Origin of the sequence: Gordonia sp. ABKF26 (assembly GCF_041103195.1) — a bacterium.
GTDB lineage: Bacteria > Actinomycetota > Actinomycetes > Mycobacteriales > Mycobacteriaceae > Gordonia > Gordonia terrae.
Genome location: NZ_JBGCVZ010000003.1, coordinates 2,412,540 through 2,431,334, shown reverse-complemented (window position 1 = coordinate 2,431,334; position 18,795 = coordinate 2,412,540). Strand labels below are relative to the sequence as shown.

The following is an 18,795-nucleotide window of genomic DNA, read 5'->3' as shown; positions in this document are numbered from 1 at the left end:
TCTCAGACGCATACGGCGACCATCCGGTTCCGCGACGAACCCGGTACCGCGCGAATGCCGCAGAACGTCGGTCAGGACTTGTCGAGATACGCGATCTTGTGCGGGACGAGGATGCCGTCGACGAGGTCGGCGAGCGGCCGGTGTTCGAGCAGGGTGATGTCCTCGCCCACGACGTCTTCCGCGAGTTCGCGAGCATCCTCGATGACCTCGACGTCCTCGAGCAGGGAGAGGAACCGCAACGAGGTGTTCACGCCGGACTGGAGAGACCCGAGCAGATCGCCTTCCCGTCGCTGTTCGAGATCTACTCGCGCGAGCTCGAATCCGTCGTTGGAGCCCGCGACGGCGCGGAGGCGATCCATCGACGGGGACGTGTCACGGGCGTTCGTCATGAGCAGGCACAGTCCGGCGTGCCGACCGCGGCCCACGCGACCACGCAACTGATGCAGCTGGCTCACGCCGAAGCGATCGGCGTCGACGATGACCATCGTGGTCGCGTTCGGCACGTCCACACCCACCTCGATGACGGTGGTCGACACCAGGACGTCGACCTCGCCCCGGCCGAAAGCGTCCATGACGGCGTTCTTCTCGTCTGCGGGTAACCGGCCGTGCAACAGCTCGACTCGGCGATGCGCGAACGGACCGGAGACCAGGGCCTCGTACTGCTCGAGCACCGACGTCGTCTTCGGGCCCTTCTCGTCGTCCCCGTCGGGTTCGGGCTCGGGACCGTCGCCGATCCGCGAACACACGACGTAGACCTGGCGACCCGCCTCGATCTCCTCATTGGCCCGCGACCAGACGCGGTCGACCCACGAGGCCCGGCTCGTGGGCACCACGGAGGTGGTGATCGGCTGCCGGCCGCGCGGCAGCTCGCGGAGCACCGACGTCTCCAGATCGCCGAACGCGGTCATGGCGACGGTTCGCGGGATCGGCGTCGCGGTCATCACGAGGAAGTGCGGGATGCGTCCGTTGCGTCCCTTGCCGCGCAACACGTCTCGCTGCTCCACACCGAATCGGTGCTGCTCGTCGATCACGACGAGTCCGAGGTCGAAGAACTCGACCTTGTCCTCGAGGAGCGCGTGCGTCCCGATCACGATGCCCGCCTGTCCGGTGACCACGTCGAGCAGCGTCTCGCGCCGACCCTTCGTCTTCATCGACCCTGTCAGCAGCGCGATCCGCGTCGCACCTTCGGCCGCGGTCAGCTCGCCCGCCTCGGCGAGGTCGCCCAGCATCGTCCTCATGGTCCGATAGTGCTGCGCGGCAAGAACTTCCGTCGGTGCCAGGATCGCGCACTGGAACCCGTTGTCGACGACCCGGAGCATCGCCAGCAACGACACGAGAGTCTTCCCGGACCCGACCTCACCCTGCAGCAGCCGCGACATCGGCTGCGCGCGGGCCAGATCCTCGGCGAGCTCCTCGCCCACCTCGACCTGACCGTCGGTCAGCGTGAACGGGAGCCGGTCACGCAACTTGTCCTCGAGACCGCCGGGCACCCGCGGGCACGGTGGCGCCGAATCACTTCGGCCCGCCAGTCGACGCTGCGCCAGCACGGTCTGGATGGCCAGCGCCTCGTCGAACTTCAGCCGATGGGACGCGACCTTCACGTCGTCCTCGGAATCGGGCAGGTGGATCTTGCGAATTGCCTCGTCGGTGCTCACGAGTCCCCGCGCCCGCCGTTGCGCCTCGGTCAGGGCATCAGGGATCGGTGCGCTCTCGCTCAACACCCGACGGAGGGCGCCGAGGATGTCCCAGGTCTGGATGTTCTTGTTGGCCGGGTACATCGGCAGGATGTCCCGGTCGAACATCGTGACCAGCGGGTGCTCGCCCCGCTCGCCCGTGACCTGCTCCTCGATCGAGTACATCTCGGTCAGCATCTTGGAGCCGACGACGTCCTCGATCTCCGGGTCGCCGTCGGGCAGGATCATCCATTCGGGATGGGACAACTGGATCTGGTCGCGGAAGTACTTGACCGCGCCGGCCATCATCACCCGCGCGCCGGGCCGCAACAATCCCTTGATCCGGTACGCGTTGAAGAAGCTGGCCTCGTAGACGTCGTTGTCGTCGGTCACCTTCACCTTGAGGAAAGACCCTTTGCGGCTTCTCATCTTGATGAGATCGGACTTGGTGATCCGCCCGACGATCGTCAGCCACTCACCGGGCTCGGGTCGTTCCTGGTCGGCCACGTGGCCGCGTCGGATGTACCGACGCGGCGTGTACCGCAACAGTTCGCCGACCGTGTGCACGCCCACGGTGGCCAGCTGTTCGGCGGGCTTGACCCCCAGGACGTCGGCCAGCGAATCCGACAGCACCAGCTCGGTCACTCCACACCCACCTGGATGAGATCGGCGCGCTGCCCGGTGCGATACACCGCCAGTTCGATACCCGGGTAACTGCGCCGCATCTGCTCGCCCACGGCCTCGAGAGCGGCCTCGTCGACGTCGACACCGGCGAGCACTGTCACGAGTTCACCTCCGGTGGAGAGCATGAGGTCGACGAGGGCGGTGCACGCCGACGTCTGATCCGGCGCGACCACGAGAACGTCGTCGCCGATCAGTCCCAGCACGTCGCCGACATCGCTCATCCCGGCCAGCGTCATCATCCTCGTCGTCGCCGACTGCAGCGATCCCCAGCGCGCACCGGCAGCCGCCTCGGCCATCGCGTAGGCGTCGACGTCGGGCACCTCACTCGGATCGTGCACGGCGAGGGCCGCCAGACACTGGGTCATCGACGAGGTCGGCAGCATGAGCACCGAACGCTGGTTGGACCGCACCTCGGTGGCCACCGTGACGAGGTCCTGCGAGGTCAGCGCTCCGTTGGCCATCACGACGACATGCCCACTGTCGGTGTCGCGGATCGCCTGCCCCAATTCGTGCGCGGAGAGACCGTCGTCGGCGCGCAGCACGACAGCACCGGCCTCGCCGAACAGTTCGGCCGCGCCGTCACCGGACACGACGACCACGACAGCACGCTTGTGCCGGGGCGGCGGTTCCGCCGAATCCGCCTGCGCTCGAATGGCATCGAGGGCGAAGCAGCTGATCCGGATGTCCGAGAGCTGCCCGATGCCCGCGCCGGCCTCCACCGCCGCACCCGGCTCGCAGGTGTGCACGTGCACCGAGAACCGTTCGCCCTCACCGCTGGAACTGTCACCGACGATCACCACCGCGTCGCCGAGGTCGTCGAGTCGTGCGCGGAGTTCGGCGATCTGCTCACCGGCCGCCCCGTCGAGGAGGTACATGACCTCGAAGTCCTGGTCGCTGCCGTCGACGCAGGTGTCGTCCGGCCCGTGTCCGAGGGTGGTGCTGTCGGTGAGGATGCCCCGGTAACGGCGCCGACGGTGAGAGACGCCGGTGATCACCTTGACCATGGCGTCGACGATCGCGAGGAATCCGCGTCCGCCCGCGTCCACCACGCCGGCGTTCGCGAGCACCGACAGCTGTTCCGGAGTGCGTTCGAGTGCCTCGGCGCAGTCGTCGGCGACCGCGCGCACCTGGTCGGCAGGCGACTCGTTCTCGTGTGCCGCGGCCGCCTCGGCTGCCACCCGTACCAGGGTGAGGACCGTGCCCTCGCGCGGTTCGCTCACCGCGCGGGTCGCCGCGAGCGAACCGAGGCGGAGTCCCAGCGTCGACAGTTCGGCGAAGGTCAGCGCATCCGTGTCGCCGAGGATCTCGGCACCGTCTGCGAGCCCGACGAGGACCTGGGAGAGGATGATCCCCGAGTTGCCGCGCGCCTGCGCGACCGCACCGTCGGCCATCGCGCGCGCCACCTCGGGCAGGGATGCGTCGGGCGGGGTCCTCTCGACCGCCTCGGCCGCCGCACGCATCGTGAAGAGCATGTTGCTGCCGGTGTCCGAATCCGGGATCGGGAAGACGTTGAGGTCGTTGATCTCGCCGCGCAGCGACTCGAGCTGCTCGACCGAGGTACGGGCCCAGTCGCGCAGCAACTGCGGGTTGACGGTGCGGGCGATCACACGGGAACTCTTTCTCGCAGACGCGGCGCGCGACGGGCAGTGCTCTCGCGGGCGACGTGACCGGCTGGTGAGGTTGTGTGCAAGGCTACTCGGGGTGTCCGACCGTGCGGCGCGACCGATCGGGTCCGCGTACGGCGAGTCGGCCCGGATTTGGTCACGTACCCACGACCTGGTTATCCTTGCAGGGTTGCCTTTCGCCTCGGCCGCGCACACCTTCCGGTGGTGCCGATCGGTTCGAGAGGCTGACCACCAGACCATGATCATCTACCAAGGGAGTTCGACGATGGCTGCCGTCTGCGATATTTGCGGCAAGGGCCCGGGCTTCGGCAAGTCGGTTTCTCACTCGCACCGCCGTACCAACCGACGCTGGAACCCGAACATCCAGTCCGTTCGCGTGGAGGTCGCCCCCGGCAACCGCAAGCGCAAGAACGTCTGCACCTCCTGCCTGAAGGCCGGCAAGACCGCAGCTGTCTGATCTTCCGCACCCGTCCGCGGGTGAGGTGTCCGAGAGCACGAGACCCGATGCCACGAGCGCAAGCTCCCCGGCGTCGGGTCTTTGGCGTGTGCGCGATAGGGTTTCGCGCATGGCCTCACCGAACCCCGCCACCCCCGCCGAAGACTCCGCCGCCGGGGAGAACTCCGATGCCCTGGTGACCGAGAACAACGGCGTCCTCACCGTCGCGGTCTCGACCGCGGGTGCGGGCAACTCACTCGACGACGCCGCACTCGCCGCCGGCACGCAGGCTCTCCGCGAGGTCGCGCGCGGCCGTCGGGACGTCGGAGCCGTTCTGCTCGTCGGGCTGGGCAAGAACTTCTGCGCAGGCGGGAACGTCCGGGCCTTCGCCGGCGCGGACGACCGCCCGACCTATCTCCGCGAGATCGCGGACAACTTCCATCAGCTCGTCGGCGCACTCCACGAGGCCGACCGCCCCGTCGTCGTCGCCGCCAAGGGTTGGGCAGCGGGTGCAGGCATGTCGCTGGTCCTGCACGCCGACGTGGCCATCGGCGGCCCGTCCACGAGACTCCGGCCCGCCTACCGCGGCATCGGTCTGACGCCCGACGGTGGACTCACCTGGACACTCCCGCGCGCGGTCGGCGCCGCTCGCGCCCGACAGATCATCCTGACCGACCGCGTCATCACCGCGGAGGAGGCCCTGCAGTGGGGGCTGCTGTCGGAGATCGTCGCCGACGACGAGGTCGAGACGGCCGCGCGGACGGCAGCCGAGACCATCGCGTCCGGCCCTCGTGGCGCCGACGCCGCCACGAGGCATCTGCTCGCCGTCTCCGCGGACACCACGCTGGTCGAGCACCTTGCCCTCGAAGCCCGCTCGATCTCCGAACGGTCGGGGCTGCCCGAGGGCATCGAAGGTGTCGACGCCTTCGTCGGCAAGCGCGCACCTGATTTCGGCAAGGGACGCTGAAGCGGTCGTCGTCCTCGAGTGCGAGACTCGCCCCGCTCCCTGAGGTGCGAGCGCAGCGAGCCTCGAAGGGTCAGGGCAGGCGCCACTCCACCGGCTCGGCACCGAGATCGAGCAATTCCTCGTTGGCCCGGCTGAAGGGTCGTGAACCGAAGAACCCGCGCGAGGCGGACAGCGGCGAGGGGTGCGCCGACATGATGGTCGGTACGTCGGGAAGCCACTTCTCCAGACCCGCGGCGTCCCGGCCCCACAGGATCGCGACGAGTGGTTCGTCGCGAGCCGCGAGTGCCTTGATGGCGCACTCGGTCACCTCCTCCCAGCCCTTGCCGCGGTGCGAGGCAGGCTCCCCCGGGGCCACCGTGAGCACACGGTTGAGCAGGAGCACGCCGTTGTCCGCCCAGGGCGTGAGATCACCGGTGGTCGGTGTCGGATAGCCCAGATCCGCGCAGTACTCGGTGTAGATGTTCGTCAGCGAGCGCGGGATCGGACGCACGTCGGGAGCCACCGAAAAGCTCAGCCCGACTGCGTGTCCGGGCGTCGGATACGGATCCTGCCCGACGATGAGGACGCGTACGTCCTCGAGCGGACGGGTGAACGCCCGCAGGACATGTTGTCCCGCAGGAAGATAGCGGCGTCCCTCGGCGATCTCCGTACGCAGGAACCGGCCCATCTCGGTGATGATGGGCTCCACCGGGGCCAACGCCTGCGCCCAGCCCGGGTCGATCAGTTCGGCGAGCGGTTTGGGTGGTGCGGTCACTCGATTGCCTCCGTCGTGCGCGGTCGTCAGTCCAGTCGTTTGAGCGCGGTGCGGTAATGCTGCGCGTTCTGGAAGTACATCTCACAGTTCAGGTCGGTGTGCCCCTCGGGAACCTCGTAGCCGTCACGGAGCCGTGCCGGCACACCGAGCGCCATCCGTCGCGGCGGCACGTCGAACTTGAACGGCACCACCGCGCCGGCGCCCACGATCGCGCCGTCACCGACGGTCGACCCGTTCAGGACCACCGATCCCGAGGCGATGAGGCAATCGTCGCCGATCGTCGCACCCTCGATGTGCGCGTTGTGACCGACGACGCATCGCTCGCCGATCACCGTCGGTTCGAGGACCGTGCAGTGGATGACGGTGCCGTCCTGGATGTTGCTGCGCGCGCCCACGGTGATGGTCCCGTAGTCACCCCGCAGGACCGCGCCCGGCCACACCGACACGCCATCGCCCAGGGTGACCGCACCGATCACGACCGCATCCGGGTGCACGTAGGTGTCCTGTCCCAGGACCGGTTCTCGATCGTCGAGTGCGTAGATCGCCATGAGGCGACTCTAGTGGGGTGTCGGATCGGCGAAGGACTGCCACCCGTGCAGGTCCGGTCCGTCGGGCCCGCCGACGCGCCGGTCGTCGACCCAGACCTCGGGAGCCGATGACGACGCCGGACCGACCGAGCCGATGACGGTCCAGCCCGGGGGCACCGCCGCCGCCTCGAACGAGGCGAGAAGATGATGGTCCTCGCCCCCGGCGAGGAGCCACCGCGCGACGTCCACCCCGAGCGCACCGGCCGCATCGACCAGATCGGGGCGTCGCGGCACGGCACCGGACTCCACGGTCATCGCGAGCCCCGCGGCCCTCGACATCGTGAGCAGTTCTTCGACGAGACCGTCGGAGATGTCGGTCATGGCGTGCGCGCCCGCAGCCGCGGCGACCGGCCCCTGGCCGAGGTCGGGAGCCGGCACGCGATGCAGCGCAACGAGTTCCGGCCAATCGCTCTCGGCCGCACGCGGATCGGACAACACCGCGAGCCCCGCCGCACTGGCCCCGAGCGGACCACTCACCGCGAGGACGTCACCCGTTCGAGCGCCACCGAGTGACACCGGACGACGACCCTCCAGGGCACCAACGGCGGTGACACTCACCACCACCTGTTCGGCCGCGACGAGATCGCCGCCCAGCACCCGCGCACCCAGTTCGTGCGCAGCGTGCACCACCCCGTCGTTGAGGTCGAGGACCACGCCGACCGGCGTCTCCGCCGGACACGCGATGGATACGACGAGACCCGTTGTGCGCCCGCCCATCGCGGCGACATCGGCCGAACTCTGCACCACCGCGCGGGCACCGACCTGGTCGGGCGTCGACCAGTCGAACCGAAAATGGCGGCCCTCGACGACGGTGTCGGTGCTGATCACCGCCGACCCGCCGATGTCGAGAACGGCTGCGTCGTCACCCGATCCGATCACGATGTCGTCGGCCGGCTCGCCGGTTGTCGCGGACGCGGTCAGCGCGGCGATCACCGCGCGCTCACCGATCGCACCGACCGTGTCGGTCCGGTCGATCGGGCGGTGGGGGCGACCGGTCTCCTCGAAGGTCACTCGTGGGCCTTTCCTCTTCCGGTCGCGCACGCACGGGGTTGTCGGTGACAATGTGTGCCACAGTGTATTGGGCCGCCGGGCGCGGCCGGTTCGCAGCAGACCCGGACTGCCCGGAGTCGAACACTGCCCGACGGAGAGGATGCCCGTGGTCCAGGCATACATACTGATCCAGACCGAGGTCGGCAGGGCCGCACTCGCGGCGGCGACGATCGCCGAGATCGCCGGTGTCGCCTCGTCGGAAGAGGTCAGTGGGCCGTATGACGTGATCGTCCGGGTCGATGCGGCCGATGCCACGCACCTGACCGAGAACGTCGTTCCGCAGATCCAGAAGGTCGACGGCATCACCCGCACCCTGACCTGCCCGGTGGTCACGAAGACGCGCTGACCGGTGGCCCGCCGGCCATCGGCGTCCGCGACAGGTCCCCACGCGCGGGGCCGACCGGGGGGCTCTCTTACTGTTGTGGGGTGACGTCAGCAGGTTCGGATGACACCCCGCAGAGCCCCGTCGGCGACGATCCCGGCGACGACCCCACTGCCGAGGACACCCCGCGGTACGGCGGTGGCGGCCGGCTCAGCCCGGCACTCGTCGCGACGCTGGTGGCCATCCCCGTGATGGTGATCGCCGGATTCATCGTGTTCGCCGCGTTGCGACCCGACCCGGTGACCCCGATCGAGTCCTACGACGCCGCCGGGCCGGTCTCGGCGGAGTGCACCCGTCTCCTCGACGAAGCCCCGGACACCTTCGAGGGGTTCGGCACGAAAGAGGTCTCCGGAGATCGCGCGACGTGGCCTGCGACGGACTCCGGCGACGACATGACCTTGCGCTGTGGGGTGACCCGACCGGCGGAACTGTCTCCCACGAGCAACCTGCAGGAGATCCACGCCGCCGATCAGGCCGGCGTCCAGTGGTTCATCACCGACACGGTCGCCGGGTCGGGGCAGGCCTACGTGTGCGTCGACCACCGGCCCTACGTCGCGATGTGGATCCCGGCGAACGCAGGCAACGGCCCCATCACCGACATCTCGGGCGTGATCGACCGCACCCTCGAACGGGGACCGCTCGACTTCGGCTGATCCGGCGCGCGGGATCAGTCCCGATAGATCTCCGGCTTGGGGCTGCGGCCCAGCAGCGAGTTGACGGCGTCGGCCACCGACATGCCGTCGTGGCACACCTGGTGGACCGCGTTCGTGAGCGGCATCGGCACCTGATGCCGTTCGGCCAGCGCGCGCACCGAGGAGCACGACTTGACTCCTTCGGCGACCTGCCCGTTGGTGGCCTCCTGAGCCTGCGCCATGGTGGCCCCTTCACCGAGCCGGGCACCGAACGTGCGGTTGCGCGACAACGGCGAGGAACACGTGGCGACGAGGTCGCCGATCCCGGCCAGCCCGGCCAGCGTCTCGATCTGCGCGCCCACCGCGACGCCCAGCCGGATCGTCTCCGCGAGCCCCCGGGTGATGATCGTCGCCAGGGTGTTCTGACCGAATCCGATCCCGCTCGCCATCCCACAGGCCAGCGCGATGACGTTCTTGGCCGAGCCGCCGATCTCGCATCCGACGACGTCGGTGTTGGTGTACGGCCGGAAGTACCGCGTGCTGAACGCGCTCTGCAGGGTCACCGCACGCGCCTCGTCGGCACAGGCGATGACCGTCGCCGCGGGCTGGCCCTCCGCGATCTCGCGGGCCAGGTTCGGACCCGTCAGCACCGCGATCCGGTCGTCGTCGACGCCGGTCACCTCGGCGATGACCTCGCTCATCCGCAGCAGCGTGTTGGACTCGATGCCCTTGGCGAGCGACACCAGGGACGCATCCGAACCGATGTAGGGGGTCCACTGCGTGAGATTGGGACGCAACGACTGCGACGGCACACCGCACACGACGATGTCGGCACCCATGAGGGCGTCGACCGCCGAACTCGTCGCCGTCAGCGCACCCGGCAGCGTGATGCCCGGGAGGTAGTCGGCGTTGACGTGCTCGCTGTTGATCGCCTCCGCGAGTTCGGGGCGTCGAGCCCAGATCACGGTGTCCGTCCCGGCATCCACGAGGACCTTCGCCACCGAGGTTCCCCAGGAACCCGCTCCCATCACCGCCGCGCGCACCGCAACCTCCCACCGGGCAAGCCCAATTCCGCATTCAGACCGGCGGCCTTCTGGCCGTCCGACCCTGCTCACCCTAATGCCCTCGCGGGCATGACCGACCCGGAATGTCACCGACCACCGGCCGGTGCATCATGATGGTCGGCATGGAACACAGCACTGTCGGCGCGGACGCCGACTCGACGATCGTCGACGCGGGGGGCACCGAGCCCGTCGCGACGTCGGTCGCGGCCGTGCTGGCGGTGAAGAGTCTGCATCGCGCGAAGTCGCGGTTGGCCGCGACTCTCTCCACCGCGTTCGAGGGCGATGACCCGGTCACCCGAGGTTCGCTCGTCCTCGCGATGTTCCTCGACACCGTCGAGGCTCTCCGCGGTGCGGGGATCTCCCGCATCGTCGTCGTCAGCCCCGACGACGAGGTCCTCGCCGCGGCCCGACGCTCGGGCATGCGCGGCCTCCGGGAGTCACCGCACGGGAATCCGACACAGGGACCTCCCCCGTCCGACGCCGGGCTCAATGCCGCGTTCGTCGACGGCGCGCGGTGGGCCGGTGAGGCCTGGCCCGACTCGACGGGACTGATGTACGTCCAAGCGGACCTGCCCGCCGCGACGAGCACGTCGCTCACCGCCGTGCTGCGCGCGGCGCAGCAGCATCGTTCCAGCTTCCTCACCGACCGCGACGGCACCGGCACCGTCCTCCTACACGGAACCGTCGTCGACGCCACGGCGCCCCGCTTCGGCCCCGGCTCGGCCGCGGCCCATCGTTCGGCCGGCGCCGTCGAACTCGATCCCGCGGGTGTGAACTGGCCCGACCTGCGCACCGACGTCGACACCGCGACGGACCTCGCCGTCGCCCGCGAGCTCGGTCTGGGCCCGCACACCACCGCTGCGCTGCGTCACCTCTGACCCGACACACAACACCGATCACCGTCTATCCGGCGGGCGTGTACGGCGAACACGTCGATGGGTCATCATTGGGGGGTGAGCCCAGCCGACGACGACGCACCACCGCAGACCCCCACGGTCACGACCACACCGATCCCCCATGCCCCGCCGGCCGCCACCCTGGTGCCCGACGAATCCGCCGATCTGCCCGAAGACCGCTACCTCAACCGGGAATTGAGCTGGCTGGACTTCAATTCCCGTGTGCTCGCGCTGGCCGAGGACACCTCGCTGCCGCTTCTGGATCGCGCGAAGTTCCTCGCGATCTTCGCCTCCAACCTCGACGAGTTCTTCATGGTTCGGGTGGCCGGGCTCAAGCGGCGTGACGAGACCGGCCTGTCCGTCCGGTCCGCGGACGGGCTCTCGCCGCGAGAGCAACTCATGCGGATCGCCGGCCGCGCCCAGACCATCGCCGACCGCCACGCCCGGGTGTTCCTGGATTCGGTCCGACCGGCGTTGGCCGACAACGACATCTACGTGGTGTCCTGGTCCGACCTGACCGCCGAGCAGCAGGCGCGGATGACGGACTACTTCCAGGACGAGGTGTTCCCCGTCCTGACGCCTCTGGCCGTCGACCCCGCTCACCCGTTCCCGTACATCAGCGGGCTGTCGCTGAACCTCGCCGTAACCGTCCGCGACGTCAACGAGAGTGGCGAGCATTTCGCGCGGGTCAAGGTACCGGACAACGTGAACCGCTTCATCCGGGTCGACCGGTTGTCGCCGTACCGGGGCCCCGCGGACGACAAGGCCGCCAAACGCGCGGTGTACCTGCCGATGGAGAGCCTGATCGCGGCCAACCTCGGCAACCTGTTCCCGGGCATGGAAATCGTTGAGCACCATGTTTTCCGGATCACCCGCAACGCCGACTTCGAAGTCGAGGAGGACCGGGACGAGGACCTGCTGCAGGCGTTGGAGCGCGAGCTCGCGCGGCGCCGGTTCGGTTCCCCGGTGCGACTCGAGGTCGCCGACGACATGAGCGAGCACATGCTCGAGTTGTTGCTGCGCGAACTCGAGGTCGATCCCGCCGACGTCATCCAGGTGCCCGGACTCCTCGATCTGTCTTCGCTTTTCGAGATCTACGCACTCGACCGCCCGCACCTCAAGGACCGCCCGTTCGTCCCCGCCACTCATCCCGCGTTCGGAGAGCGGGAGACGCCCAAGAGCGTCTTCTCGACGTTGCGCGACGGAGACGTGCTCGTCCACCATCCATACGACTCGTTCTCCACCAGCGTGCAGCGGTTCATCGAGCAGGCCGCGGCCGACCCCCAGGTCCTCGCCATCAAGCAGACGCTGTACCGGACCTCCGGCGACTCCCCGATCGTGAACGCGCTCATCGACGCAGCCGAGGCCGGCAAACAGGTCGTCGCGCTCGTCGAGATCAAGGCACGGTTCGACGAGCAGGCGAACATCAAGTGGGCCCGCAAGCTCGAGCAGGCCGGCGTCCACGTCGTCTACGGCCTCGTGGGACTCAAGACCCACTGCAAGACCTGTCTGGTGGTGCGGCGTGAGGGCTCGACGATCAAGCGGTACTGCCACATCGGCACCGGAAACTACAACCCGAAGACGGCGCGACTCTACGAGGACGTGGGCCTGCTGACCGCCGCACCCGACATCGGCGCCGACCTCACCGACCTGTTCAACACCTTGACCGGTTACTCACGCAAACAGGAGTACCGCAACATTCTCGTTGCGCCGCACGGTATCCGGGCCGGAATCATCAAACGGATCCAGCGTGAGATCGAGCTCTTCCGGGAGGGTGACACACGCGCACGGATCCAGCTCAAGGCGAATGCGCTCGTCGACGAGCAGGTGATCGATGCGCTCTATCGGGCCTCCCAGAGCGGGGTGCCCGTCGATGTCGTCGTCCGCGGTATCAGCGCCCTGCGGCCCGGGGTCGAGGGGTACAGCGACAACATCCACGTGCGTTCCATCCTGGGCCAGTTCCTCGAGCACTCGCGGATTCTGTACTTCGGTGCGCAGAACCAGTACTGGTTCGGCAGCGCGGACATGATGCACCGCAATCTGGACCGCCGCGTCGAGGTCATGGTGAACGTTCGTGACGAGCGACTGGCCGGCGAGCTCGGCGACATCTTCGCCTCGGCGCTCGACCCGCGGACCCGCTGCTGGGTCCTGCATCCCGATGGCAGTTGGGTCGCGTCACCCGCCGAAGGCGAGGAGGTCCGCGACCACCAGCGACAGATGATGCGGCGCAATCGACGTCGGCCGGAGACTAGTTCGTGACCGGCACCGGCCCGTAACCTTCGACCCCTACCATCACCACCGATATGGCGAAGAAGACGAATGAGGTGTGGGCCGCGGGCGGCGTGGTCTGGCGGCCGAAGGGCTCCGGTTCCGCCGGGGCCGACGCTGTCGGGAACGGCGATCTCGAGATCGCGGTCGTCCACCGCCCGAAGTACGACGACTGGACGCTGCCCAAGGGAAAAGTCGAGTCGGGTGAGACGCTCATCGACACCGCGGTGCGCGAGATCGCCGAGGAGACCGGACAACACGTCATCCTCGGCCGGCACCTCGACGACGTCCACTACGACTTGGGCAGTACGCGCAAGCATGTGCGCTACTGGTCGGCGCGGGCGCACGACGGGGAGTTCGTCGCCGGCAGCGAGGTCGACGAACTGCGTTGGCTCTCGGTCGACAAGGCCCGGGAGACGCTGAGTTACCCGCTCGACCGGGCGATCCTGGAAGAGTTCGTACGACTCCCCGCGGACCTGCACACGTTCCTCCTGGTCCGGCACGCCAAGGCCGGCCGGCGCTCGACGTACAAGGGCGACGACCGGCTGCGGCCGTTGGACAAGCTGGGCCGCGCGCAGGCAGACGCCCTGGCCCCGCTGCTGGTGGCGTTCGGGGCGAGGCGAGTTCACTCGGCTGATCGCGTGCGTTGCGAGCAGACCCTGGAACCGCTACGCGAGCGACTCGGCGTCGAGTTGCACAGCGAGCCGGATCTGTCGGAGGAGACGTACCGAACGAATCCGGTGGCGGCGCAACGTCGGATACTCCAGCTCGCGACCGACGCGACGTCGACGCCGGCGGTCTGCAGTCAGGGGAAGGTGATCCCGCCCCTCATGGACTGGTGGGCCGCCCGGGACGCGATCGCGCTTCCCAAGGCGTCCAATCGCAAGGGAAGCGTGTGGGTTCTGTCGCTCCACGACGGCAGGTTGGTGGCGGCCGATCACATCGCCGGCCCACTCCCCACAGCCTGACGCCGGACAACACCGTCGTAGACCCATGGCCCGAACACAGTTCAGCCCCCGGCGGGGGAAGTACGCCGGGGGCTGAACTGTGGTTGTCGACCGCGGTTTCCGCGGTTCAGCGACGAGTGGTCTTCTTTGCCCCGGTCTTCTTTGCGGCGGTCTTCTTGGCCGGAGCCTTCTTCGCGGCCGTGGCCTTCTTGGCCGGCGCGGCCTTCTTGGCCGGAGCCTTCTTCGCGGCGGTCGTGGTCTTCTTGGCCGCCGTGGTCTTGGCCGGAGCCTTCTTGGCCGCCGTGGTCTTCTTGGCCGCGGTGGTCTTGGCCGGAGCCTTCTTGGCAGCCGTGGCCTTCTTGGCCGCGGTGGTGGCCTTCTTGGCTGCGGTCTTCTTTGCCGGGGCAGCCTTCTTGGCAGCCGTGGCGGTGGTTCCGCTGCCGCGCTTCACAGCCGGGCCGGTGGCGGACAGCTTCTGCTTGCCGGCGACGACGGCCTTGAACTGAGCGCCCGGACGGAATGCCGGAACCGATGTCGCGCGGACCTTCACGGTCTCGCCGGTGCGCGGGTTGCGGGCGACGCGCGGTGCGCGCTTCCGCTTCTCGAATACGCCGAAGCCGGTGATCGTCACGCTCTCGCCCTTGTTGACAGCGCGCACGATCGTGTCGACGACGAGCTCGACGGCTTCAGTCGCAGTCTTGCGATCCGCGTCGAGCTTTTTGGTCAGCTCATCAATGAGCTCCGCCTTGTTCATGAGTACCTCCGCAAGCTGATCTGACCGAGTTTCGGCCAGCTACCAACACACGGTAAACGTCGGATGTGAAAACGTCCATCTTCCACGCCAATTAGGATGCCGTGTTGCGAAATCGTATGGCAGCTCACGAGGGTGCCGCCGCGGCGAGATGACCCCGCCGCGGCGACGGGAGATCAGTCCGCGAGGGTCCGCGGCTTGAATGCCGGACGCGTCGACTCGAACGCAGAAATCGCGTCTACCTGGCGCAACGTGAGTCCGATGTCGTCGAGACCCTCCATCAGGCGCCACCGGGTGTAGTCATCAATTGCCAACGGCACCACGAGGTCTCCGGCGGTGACCGTCTTATCGACAAGGCTCACGGTCACTTCGAGTCCCGGATTCTCCTCGAGCCGCTTCCAGAGCAGTTCGACGTCGGACTGCTCGACCTGGGCGGCCACCAGGCCCGCCTTGCCCGAGTTGCCGCGGAAGATGTCGGCGAAGCGGGACGAGATCACCACGCGGAAACCGAAATCGGACAGGGCCCAGACCGCGTGCTCGCGCGAGGAGCCGGTGCCGAAGTCGGGACCGGCGACTAGGACCGACCCGCGGCTCCAGGGCTCGTTGTTGAGGATGAAGTCGGGATCGGTCCGCCAGCCGGCGAACAGACCGTCCTCAAAGCCGGTGCGTGTCACCCGCTTCAGATAGACGGCCGGGATGATCTGGTCGGTGTCGACATTGCTGCGCCGCAGCGGGACGCCGATGCCGGTGTGTTCGGTGAACGGTTCCATCAGGAAAGCCCCTGTTCGAATGATGTGGCTGGGATGTGGTTCGGACCGTGACTCAACCGAGATCGGCGGGCGCCGGCAGTGAGTCCAGATCGGCGGGCGCCGACAGGGTGCCGCGCAGCGCGGTGGCCGCGGCCACTCCCGGCGACACGAGGTGGGTTCGACCACCCTTGCCCTGGCGCCCTTCGAAATTCCGGTTCGACGTCGATGCGCATCGCTCACCCGGGGCGAGTTGATCCGGGTTCATGCCGAGACACATCGAGCATCCGGCCTGCCGCCACTCGGCGCCCGCCGCGACGAAGATCTCGCCGAGCCCTTCGTCCTCGGCCTGCGCGCGCACGCGCATCGAGCCGGGGACGATCAGCATCCGCATGCCGTCCGCGACCTTGCGACCCTTGAGGATGCCCGCGACCTCGCGCAGATCCTCGATCCGGCCGTTCGTGCACGAGCCCACGAAGACCGTGTCCACCTTGATGTCACGCAGCGGCGTTCCGGGCTCGAGGCCCATGTACTCCAGCGCCTTCGCCGCGGCCCCGGCCTTGACCTCGTCGCCGTAGTCGGCCGGGTCCGGCACCGCGGCGCCGAGCGGCGCACCCTGGCCCGGGTTGGTTCCCCACGTGACGAAGGGGGTCAGCGTGGTGGCGTCGATGTGCACCTCGGCGTCGAAGGTGGCGTCGGGATCGGTGCGCAGACTGTCCCAATAGGCAACAGCGGCATCCCAATCGGCACCGGCCGGAGCGTGCGGACGACCCTTGAGGAACTCGTAGGTGGTCTCGTCGGGCGCGATCATCCCGGCCCGGGCCCCCGCCTCGATCGACATGTTGCACACCGTCATCCGGGCTTCCATGGACAGCTTGCGGATCGCCTCGCCGCGGTACTCCAACACGTAGCCCTGGCCACCGCCGGTGCCGATCTTCGCGATGATCGCGAGGATCAGGTCCTTGCTCGTCACACCGGGCGGCAGCTCACCGTCGACGTTGATGGCCATCGTCTTGAACGGGCGCAACGACAGTGTCTGGGTGGCGAGGACGTGCTCGACCTCGCTGGTGCCGATTCCCATCGCGATCGCACCGAAGGCACCATGCGTCGACGTGTGACTGTCGCCGCACACCACGGTCATGCCGGGCTGGGTGAGGCCCAGCTGCGGCCCCACGACGTGGACGATGCCCTGCTCGGCATCTCCCATGGGATGCAGGCGGACGCCGAACTCTTCGCAGTTGCTGCGGAGGGTGTCGACCTGGGTGCGCGAGACCGGGTCGGCGATGGGCTTGTCGATGTCGACCGTCGGGACATTGTGATCCTCGGTCGCGATCGTCAGGTCGGGTCGCCGAACCGGACGTCCGGCGAGGCGCAGGCCCTCGAAGGCCTGCGGACTGGTGACCTCGTGCACGAGGTGGAGGTCGATGTAGATCAGGTCGGGATTGGTGTTGCCGGACGCGTCGACGTCACCGGGGACCACGACGTGGTCGCGCCACACCTTCTCGGCGAGAGTTAGCGGCTGGGCTGGGCTGTTGCTCATGGCTGCACTCGTTATCTGTCTCGGGTTCTTCGGACTCTGCACGCGATGGTGGCGAACTGGCTGGCTTTCGAGCGTGCATCTCACTATTTGGACAGCTAGTATCGTCCTATGGGAAAGGATACCGCATCTGCGGTCAGCAGCGGAATCGGTGTGCTCGACAAGTCGGTGGCGGTGCTGCACGCGATCGCCGAGGCCCCGTGCAATCTGTCGGAGCTCTGCGATCGGACCGGACTGCCCCGGGCGACGGCACACCGGCTCGCAGTCGGGCTCGAGACCCACCGCTTCCTCATCAGGGACGTCACCGGACGCTGGCAGCCCGGCCCCGTCCTCGGTGAACTCGCCTCCTCGGCACACGATCCCGTCACCGAGTCGGCGCTCATGGTCCTCCCCCGGCTTCGTGACATCACCGGCGAATCGGTCCAGGTCTATCGCCGCGAAGGCGCCGAACGCGTCTGCGTCGCGGCGATGGAACCACCGACCGGCCTGCGGGACACCGTCCCGGTGGGCACCCGCTTCCCGATGAGCGCGGGGTCGGCGGCGAAGGTCCTCCTCGCCTGGGCCGACCCGGCAACCCAGCGGGCGCTCGTGCCGGACAGTGTCTTCAGCGAGCGGGCGCTGCACGAGATCCGCCGCCGCGGGTGGGCGCAGAGCGCCGGTGAACGAGCCGCCGGGGTGGCGAGTGTGTCGGCTCCGGTACGCGACGGCAACGGTGACGTCGTCGCAGCGATATCGGTGTCCGGACCCATCGACCGGATGGGGCGCCGGCCCGGTGCGCGCTGGGCGGCCGACCTGCTCGCCGCCGCGGACGCGATCCACAAACGTCTTCAGGCCGCTCGTCCCTGAGCCCAGAGCCGTTGCACCCGGAGCCGTTCCGATGCAACGGCCGGTGGGCTAGCGTCAGGGCATGGGAGTCAATCAACGTAGTCAGATCGTCATGTCCGAGGACGAGATCGCGGAGTTCGTCGCGCGCAGCCGGACCGCGACCCTCGCCACCACCGGACCCGACGGGAGCATCCACCTGGTGGCGATGTGGTACGGGATCGTCGACGGCGACATCTGGTTCGAGACGAAATCCAAGTCTCAGAAGGCGGTCAACATCCGCCGCAACAGCCGGTGTTCGGTGATGATCGAGGACGGCGACACCTACGACACCCTCCGGGGCGTCACCTTCGAGGGGGTCGCCGAGATCCTCGACGACCCGGACTCATGTCTGAAGGTGGGCATCAGCGTCTGGGAGCGCTACACCGCGCCCTACACCGAAGAATCGCGGCCGTTCGTGGAGCAGATGATGAACAAGCGCGTCGCCGTGCGGATCAGACCGTCTCGCACACGTTCCTGGGACCACCGCAAGCTCGGTATCCCCGAGATGCCGGCCTCCGGAAGCACCGCCGAATTCCTGTGACCCGACGCCGATGACGGCCGCCGTCCGTGTCTCGATGTGATCATCGCGACACGGACGAGATGGCCTGCCACACAATGAAAAACACCCTCCCCCTGCAGTGCAGAGAGAGGGTGTTTCTCGTAGCCCCGACGGGATTCGAACCCGCGCTACCGCCTTGAGAGGGCGGCGTCCTAGGCCGCTAGACGACGGGGCCATGGGAACTTCCGGCGATCAAGACCTTAGCACGGTCTCGATCTCTTTCTGTCCGCTGGGGTACCAGGACTCGAACCTAGAATGGCGGTACCAGAAACCGCTGTGTTGCCAATTACACCATACCCCATTGGCTTGGTTCTCCTTGCGGAAAACTGCCGAGAAAGAGAGTATCAAAGGGTTGCCGGAAGTCCACAAACGT

The 18,795-nt window shown here is 68.2% G+C and carries 18 protein-coding genes and 2 tRNA genes; 9 read left to right on the top strand and 11 right to left on the bottom strand.

Translation table 11 applies throughout. From position 1 onward, the window contains the following. Positions 1–71: 71 nt before the first annotated feature. Both recG and AB4Z55_RS11345 read right to left on the bottom strand, forming a co-directional pair. Entirely contained in the window at positions 72–2,318 is a 2,247-nt protein-coding gene (gene recG / locus AB4Z55_RS11350) for an ATP-dependent DNA helicase RecG (RefSeq protein ID WP_369519733.1), read from the bottom strand. Next, positions 2,315–3,964 carry a DAK2 domain-containing protein gene (locus AB4Z55_RS11345; RefSeq protein WP_248643043.1) on the bottom strand — a complete coding sequence of 550 codons (1,650 nt, stop codon included), beginning with the start codon at positions 3,962–3,964 and terminating at the stop codon, positions 2,315–2,317. The genes recG and AB4Z55_RS11345 overlap by 4 nt, the downstream gene beginning before the upstream one ends. A 283-nt stretch (positions 3,965–4,247) precedes the next feature. On the opposite strand from AB4Z55_RS11345, the gene rpmB reads away from it, so the two are divergent. Then, the gene (rpmB, locus tag AB4Z55_RS11340; RefSeq protein WP_004023092.1) at positions 4,248–4,439 is read left to right on the top strand and encodes a 50S ribosomal protein L28; all 192 of its coding nucleotides are present in this window, start codon (positions 4,248–4,250) and stop codon (positions 4,437–4,439) included. 109 nt (positions 4,440–4,548) lie between these two features. After that, entirely contained in the window at positions 4,549–5,385 is an 837-nt protein-coding gene (locus AB4Z55_RS11335; protein WP_354562131.1) for an enoyl-CoA hydratase-related protein, read from the top strand. A 70-nt stretch (positions 5,386–5,455) separates the two neighbouring features. Here AB4Z55_RS11335 and AB4Z55_RS11330 read toward each other — a convergent pair whose 3' ends face one another. The 3 genes from AB4Z55_RS11330 to AB4Z55_RS11320 are packed head-to-tail and all read right to left on the bottom strand — an operon-like array spanning position 5,456 to position 7,737. Further along, entirely contained in the window at positions 5,456–6,139 is a 684-nt protein-coding gene (locus AB4Z55_RS11330) for a uracil-DNA glycosylase (protein WP_004023094.1), read from the bottom strand. Between the two features lie 26 nt (positions 6,140–6,165). Continuing rightward, positions 6,166–6,687: a gamma carbonic anhydrase family protein gene (locus tag AB4Z55_RS11325; RefSeq protein WP_004023095.1), complete on the bottom strand. Its 522-nt coding sequence runs from the start codon at positions 6,685–6,687 to the stop codon at positions 6,166–6,168. Between the two features lie 9 nt (positions 6,688–6,696). After that, entirely contained in the window at positions 6,697–7,737 is a 1,041-nt protein-coding gene (locus tag AB4Z55_RS11320; RefSeq protein WP_101819352.1) for a thiamine-phosphate kinase, read from the bottom strand. Between the two features lie 139 nt (positions 7,738–7,876). On the opposite strand from AB4Z55_RS11320, the gene AB4Z55_RS11315 reads away from it, so the two are divergent. Further along, positions 7,877–8,122, top strand: coding sequence for an Lrp/AsnC ligand binding domain-containing protein (locus AB4Z55_RS11315; protein WP_101819351.1), 246 nt, complete (start codon positions 7,877–7,879; stop codon positions 8,120–8,122). An 80-nt stretch (positions 8,123–8,202) separates the two neighbouring features. Further along, on the top strand, positions 8,203–8,811 hold the full coding sequence (locus tag AB4Z55_RS11310; RefSeq protein WP_101819350.1) for a DUF3515 domain-containing protein: 609 nt from the start codon (positions 8,203–8,205) through the stop codon (positions 8,809–8,811). 14 nt (positions 8,812–8,825) lie between these two features. Here the strand turns inward: AB4Z55_RS11310 and AB4Z55_RS11305 are convergent, their stop codons facing one another. Then, on the bottom strand, positions 8,826–9,833 hold the full coding sequence (locus AB4Z55_RS11305; RefSeq protein WP_101819349.1) for an NAD(P)H-dependent glycerol-3-phosphate dehydrogenase: 1,008 nt from the start codon (positions 9,831–9,833) through the stop codon (positions 8,826–8,828). A 143-nt stretch (positions 9,834–9,976) separates the two neighbouring features. On the opposite strand from AB4Z55_RS11305, the gene cofC reads away from it, so the two are divergent. From cofC to AB4Z55_RS11290, 3 genes are all read left to right on the top strand, one after another. Next, a complete protein-coding gene (cofC, locus tag AB4Z55_RS11300; protein ID WP_101819560.1) occupies positions 9,977–10,732 on the top strand; it encodes a 2-phospho-L-lactate guanylyltransferase in 756 nt (251 codons plus the stop codon). 75 nt (positions 10,733–10,807) lie between these two features. Further along, complete coding sequence (locus tag AB4Z55_RS11295) at positions 10,808–13,009, top strand: RNA degradosome polyphosphate kinase (RefSeq protein WP_033203969.1); 2,202 nt, start codon at positions 10,808–10,810, stop codon at positions 13,007–13,009. A 44-nt stretch (positions 13,010–13,053) separates the two neighbouring features. Continuing rightward, positions 13,054–13,986, top strand: a complete 933-nt coding sequence (locus AB4Z55_RS11290) for an NUDIX domain-containing protein (RefSeq protein WP_369519732.1) — start codon at positions 13,054–13,056, stop codon at positions 13,984–13,986. 106 nt (positions 13,987–14,092) lie between these two features. Here the strand turns inward: AB4Z55_RS11290 and AB4Z55_RS11285 are convergent, their stop codons facing one another. From AB4Z55_RS11285 to leuC, 3 genes are all read right to left on the bottom strand, one after another. Continuing rightward, positions 14,093–14,719 (bottom strand): HU family DNA-binding protein, encoded by a 627-nt coding sequence (locus tag AB4Z55_RS11285; protein ID WP_369519731.1) that lies wholly within the window; start codon positions 14,717–14,719, stop codon positions 14,093–14,095. A gap of 173 nt (positions 14,720–14,892) precedes the next feature. Beyond that, entirely contained in the window at positions 14,893–15,486 is a 594-nt protein-coding gene (gene leuD / locus AB4Z55_RS11280; protein WP_004023104.1) for a 3-isopropylmalate dehydratase small subunit, read from the bottom strand. Positions 15,487–15,538: 52 nt separating this feature from the next. Beyond that, a complete protein-coding gene (gene leuC / locus AB4Z55_RS11275; protein ID WP_064570633.1) occupies positions 15,539–17,002 on the bottom strand; it encodes a 3-isopropylmalate dehydratase large subunit in 1,464 nt (487 codons plus the stop codon). Positions 17,003–17,110: 108 nt separating this feature from the next. On the opposite strand from leuC, the gene AB4Z55_RS11270 reads away from it, so the two are divergent. Both AB4Z55_RS11270 and AB4Z55_RS11265 read left to right on the top strand, forming a co-directional pair. Continuing rightward, positions 17,111–17,845, top strand: a complete 735-nt coding sequence (locus tag AB4Z55_RS11270) for an IclR family transcriptional regulator (RefSeq protein ID WP_004023106.1) — start codon at positions 17,111–17,113, stop codon at positions 17,843–17,845. A gap of 61 nt (positions 17,846–17,906) precedes the next feature. After that, on the top strand, positions 17,907–18,404 hold the full coding sequence (locus AB4Z55_RS11265) for a PPOX class F420-dependent oxidoreductase (RefSeq protein WP_004023107.1): 498 nt from the start codon (positions 17,907–17,909) through the stop codon (positions 18,402–18,404). 120 nt (positions 18,405–18,524) lie between these two features. Here the strand turns inward: AB4Z55_RS11265 and AB4Z55_RS11260 are convergent. Together AB4Z55_RS11260 and AB4Z55_RS11255 are read right to left on the bottom strand one after the other, a co-directional pair. Continuing rightward, a tRNA-Glu gene (locus tag AB4Z55_RS11260) sits at positions 18,525–18,597 on the bottom strand. A 54-nt stretch (positions 18,598–18,651) separates the two neighbouring features. Continuing rightward, positions 18,652–18,723 (bottom strand) — tRNA-Gln (locus AB4Z55_RS11255). Positions 18,724–18,795 lie beyond the last annotated feature (72 nt).